Here is a 4,851-nt window from a genome sequence, read left to right on the forward strand (position 1 = left end):
CCGCCATGGCTGCCGATGGCGTTACGGTGCTGCTGACCGCCCATCACCAGCAGGATCAGGCCGAGACCGTGCTGATGCGCCTGGCGCATGGCAGCGGCATTGAAGGCCTCAAGGGCATGGCGCCGCAGGCCCGTATCGAGGGTGTGCGCGTGCATCGGCCCCTGCTTGATGTGCCCCCCGCAGCGCTCGCTGGCATCGTCGCCGCCGCCGGGTTGGTGCCGGCTGCCGACCCATCCAATATCGACCCGCATTACGAGCGCGTGCGATGGCGCCAGGCCATGCCGGCCCTGGCCGAGCTCGGTCTGGATGCGCCGACGCTGGCGCTGTTTGCCGAGCGCATGGGGCAGGCCGATGCGGCCATCGCGCAACTGGCCGAGGCCGCTTTTGCCGCAATGGTGACCCTTGACGGGTTCGGCGCGGCGCGCATTGCGCTGACGCCCTTTGCGGGCCTGAACCCGGCGGTCGCCACGCGGGTGCTGGGCCGGGTGCTCAATATTGTGGGCGGACGGCAGAAGCCGCGCGCGCTGGGGCAGGTCGAGCGTCTGCGCCAGGCGATTGTCGACAATGACCTGCCCCGCGCCACCACGGTGTTGGGCTGCGTCGTGCGGATCAAGGACGAGGCGATTGCGGTGGCGCGCGAGCCGGGGCGCAGCCTGCCGGCCGATGCGGTGCTGGCGCCGCATGGCGAACTGGTGTGGGATGAACGCTTCCGCATCATCAATGGTTCGGGAGCGACCGATCTGACCGCCAGCGTGGCCGATTATCTGCCGCGCCACCGGCTGGAACAGTTTTTGGGCTGCAAGGTGACCGCGCCGGCCGAAGCCATTCGCACCGCGCCGATTGTGCGTGACGCGGCTGGCGGCGTGCTGTCGCTGGGCGGCTGGTCGTTTGATGAGCGCATCACCGTGCAATTGCTGATTGATTGATCGGCGTGCGGGCATGTCCGCCCGCGATCCCGTGCTGAATTTGTCGCGCAGCGCGCCCCGCATGGGCGCTGGACCGCCGTTGCGCCATGCCGTATTAACCCCGTCAGCACATTGTGACTGGACGGGCGGCGCAAACCGCCGCAGGTCTGGGCCTTGTAACACCCCCATGCCGGACATACATTCGGCACACCAACCGCGCCTCCTGGCGCAGTGCTCCCCGGGACAGGATTGATGAACGGAAATTTCCGCAACTTCGCCATCTGGCTGGTCATACTCTTTATGCTGATGGGCCTGTTCCAGGTCTTTCAGTCGTCGACCCGCTCGATTTCGGTCGCCGACAAGAGCTATAGCCAGTTCGTCAGTGACGTCGAGACCGGTCGGGTCAAGAGCGTCACCATCACCGACGACGTGGTTTCCGGTGCGCTCGCGGACGGCACCCGGTTTGAAACCGTGTTGCCCGCTGGCGCCGATATCATTTCGCGGCTGGAGAGCAGGGATGTCTCGATCACGGCGCGGGCGCCCGAATCCAGCCCGTTCTGGACCGTGCTGCTGTCGTCCTGGTTGCCGTTCATTGTCATCATCGGCGTGTGGTTCTTCTTCATCCGGCAGATGCAGGGTGGCGGCAAGGGCGGCGCGATGGGCTTTGGCAAGTCGCGCGCCAAGCTGCTGACCGAGTCGAGCGGCAAGGTGACGTTTGAGGACGTGGCCGGCGTTGACGAGGCCAAGCAGGATCTTGAGGAAATCGTCGAGTTCCTGCGCGATGCTGGCAAGTTCCAGCGTCTGGGTGGCCGGATTCCACGTGGTGTGCTGCTGGTGGGCCCGCCGGGTACCGGTAAGACGCTGCTGGCCCGTTCGGTCGCCGGCGAAGCCAATGTGCCGTTCTTCACCATTTCGGGTTCTGACTTTGTCGAAATGTTTGTCGGTGTCGGCGCCAGCCGTGTCCGCGACATGTTCGAGCAGGCCAAGAAGAATGCGCCCTGCATCATCTTCATCGACGAAATCGACGCCGTCGGTCGCCAGCGTGGCGCCGGGCTCGGTGGCGGCAATGACGAACGCGAACAGACGCTGAACCAGCTGCTGGTCGAGATGGATGGCTTTGAGGCCAATGAGGGCGTGATCCTGATTGCCGCCACCAACCGTCCCGACGTGCTCGATCCTGCCCTGCTGCGTCCCGGTCGCTTTGACCGTCAGGTCGTGGTGCCCAATCCCGACGTGGCGGGCCGCGAAAAGGTGCTCAAGGTGCACGTCCGCAAGGTACCATTGGCCCCCGATGTGGACCTCAAGGTGCTGGCGCGCGGTACGCCCGGTTTCTCCGGCGCTGACCTGATGAACCTGGTCAACGAAGCGGCCCTGATGGCGGCACGGCGCAACAAGCGCTTTGTCACCCATGCCGAGTTCGAAGATGCCAAGGACAAGATCATGATGGGTGCCGAGCGGCGGACCATGGCGATGTCGGAGGACGAGAAGAAGCTGACCGCCTATCACGAAGCTGGCCATGCCATCATCGCGCTCAAGGTTGCCGGGATTGATCCGATCCACAAGGCAACGATCATTCCGCGTGGCCGTGCCCTGGGCATGGTGATGACCCTGCCCGAGAGCGACAGCTATTCGTTCAGCCGCGAAAAGGCGCTGGCCCGCCTGACCATGCTGTTTGGCGGCCGCGAGGCCGAGATCATCAAGTTCGGCCCGGAAAAGGTGACCAGTGGCGCCTCGGGCGATATCCAGATGGCCACCAGCCTGGCGCGTTCGATGGTGATGGAATGGGGCATGAGCGAAAAGCTCGGCCGCGTCCGCTACAAATCCAATGATCAGGAAGTGTTCCTGGGTCATTCGGTGACGCAGAGCCAGCACATGAGCGACGATACCGCCCGTATCATCGACCAGGAAGTGCGCAAGCTGATTGAAGATGGCGAAGCCTCCGCCAAGGAGATTTTGACCAAGTATCACGACCAGTGGGAAGCCATCGCCCAGGCGCTGCTCGAATATGAGACGCTGACCGGCGATGAACTGCGCGCTCTGATGGAAGGCCATCAGCCGGTCCGTCCCGATGACAGCGGCCCGTCCACCAAGGCGAGCGGCGTGCCGTCGGCCGGCAAGGCCACCAAGAAGCGCCCCGATGCGCCACCCGAAGGCGGGCTGGAACCGCAGCCGGGTAGCTAGGAAGACCAGAAAATTGCCAGGGCCGCCGCAAGGCGGCCCTTTTGCATGGCAATGTTTTCCGCTATGCCGCCACAAAGTGGTATTATCGCAGGCGACCGGACCGCCGGCGCGACAAGGGGCGACAGACAATGGTACGCAAGTATTTTGGCACCGACGGCATCCGCGGGCTGGCCAATGGCCCCAAGCTGACCCCCGAACTGGCGCTCAAGGTGGGAATGGCTGCCGGCAAGAAATTTGTGCGCGGCGATCATCGCAACCGCGTCGTCATCGGCAAGGATACGCGCCGCTCGGGCTATATGATCGAGCAGGCGCTGACCGCCGGCTTTACCGCCGTGGGCATGGATGTCTATCTGCTCGGGCCAATGCCGACGCCTGCCGTGGCCATGCTGACCCGTTCGCTGCGCGCCGATCTGGGGGTGATGATTTCAGCCTCGCACAACCCGTTCGAAGACAATGGCATCAAGCTGTTTCGCCCCGATGGCTACAAGCTGAGCGACCAGATCGAGCTTGAGATCGAGCGCCTGATCGACAGTGACATGTCCGACACGCTGGCACATGGCCGCGATATCGGCCGGGCACATCGCGACGAGGAAGCGCGCACGCGCTATATCGAATACGCCAAGCGCACCCTGCCGCGGAACACCGACCTGGCCGGGCTGCGCGTGGTGCTCGATTGCGCCAATGGCGCCGCCTACAAGGTTGCCCCGATTGCCCTATGGGAACTGGGGGCGGAAGTGTTCACCATTGGCGATAAACCCGATGGTTTCAACATCAACGACAAGGTCGGCTCGACCGCGCCTGAAGCGGTGGCTGCCAAGGTCCGGGAAATGCGGGCCGATGTGGGCATTGCGCTGGATGGCGATGCAGATCGCGTCATTATCGTCGACGAGAAGGGTAATGTGGTCGACGGCGACCAGTTCATGGCGGTGATTGCCGAAAGCTGGCTGCAGCGCGAGGTGCTGGTGGGCGGCGGCATCGTGGCCACCGTGATGTCCAATCTGGGGTTGGAGCGCTATCTGGGCTCGCTGGGGCTGACGCTGGAGCGCACCCAGGTGGGTGATCGCTATGTGCTTGAGGCCATGCGCGCCAAGGGGTTCAATGTTGGTGGCGAACAGTCCGGCCATATCATCCTGTCCGATTTCACCACCACCGGCGATGGCCTGGTCGCGGCGCTGCAATTGCTGGCCGTGCTCAAGGCGCAGGATCGCCCCGTCTCGGAAATCTGCTCGCGTTTTACCAAGGTGCCGCAATTGCTGCGCAGCGTGAAGTTCAAGTCGGGCAAGCCGCTGGAGCACAAGCTGGTCATCGCCGCGATTGCCGATGGGCAGGCCATGCTGGGGGCCGGCGGGCGGTTGGTTGTGCGGGCTTCGGGCACCGAGCCGGTGATCCGGGTCATGGGTGAGTGCGATGATGCCGGTCTGGTTTCAACGGTCGTTGGACAGATCGAGGCAGCTATTCGCGAGGTTGCCTGAAGTCATTGGCAAGTGAAAGGTTTTGGTAACACTTGTTAATGATGTAATAATTCAATCCTGATATCGAGTAGTTCGGTAAGGTTAAGTGCTTAGGTTAAGTCACATTTAAGGAAGTTGCTCGATATTGTCGGGGAACCCACTTTTGTCGTGGCACTCAAAGGACACTTAATCATGCGCAAGCTCATTGCTGCGATCATGGTGGCAGGAGCCGCACTTGTCGGCGGCCAAGCCATCGCCGCTGATTTTCCGTATTATCCACCGGTGATCGAAATCCCCGATGTCGATTATGGCGT

General features: G+C 63.0%; 3 protein-coding genes. All 3 read left to right on the top strand.

All coding sequences use genetic code 11. The features are described from left to right. A partial coding sequence (locus tag Q8O80_RS16745) for an ATP-binding protein (protein WP_305581317.1) occupies window positions 1-926 on the top strand: 926 nt, incomplete at its 5' end. Between the two features lie 231 nt (window positions 927-1,157). Further along, window positions 1,158-3,086, top strand: a complete 1,929-nt coding sequence (gene ftsH / locus Q8O80_RS16750) for an ATP-dependent zinc metalloprotease FtsH (protein ID WP_305581319.1) — start codon at window positions 1,158-1,160, stop codon at window positions 3,084-3,086. A 128-nt stretch (window positions 3,087-3,214) separates the two neighbouring features. Beyond that, entirely contained in the window at window positions 3,215-4,558 is a 1,344-nt protein-coding gene (glmM, locus tag Q8O80_RS16755; protein ID WP_305581321.1) for a phosphoglucosamine mutase, read from the top strand. The last annotated feature ends 293 nt before the right edge of the window (window positions 4,559-4,851 follow it).

It is taken from the genome of Devosia sp. (assembly GCF_030689745.1).
Taxonomy (GTDB): Bacteria; Pseudomonadota; Alphaproteobacteria; order Rhizobiales; family Devosiaceae; genus Devosia; species Devosia alba.

Coding starts and splice junctions, on each gene's coding strand:
- ftsH (WP_305581319.1), top strand. CDS start 1,158: ATGAACGGAAATTTCCGCAACTTCGCCATCTGGCTGGTCATACTCTTT.
- glmM (WP_305581321.1), top strand. CDS start 3,215: ATGGTACGCAAGTATTTTGGCACCGACGGCATCCGCGGGCTGGCCAAT.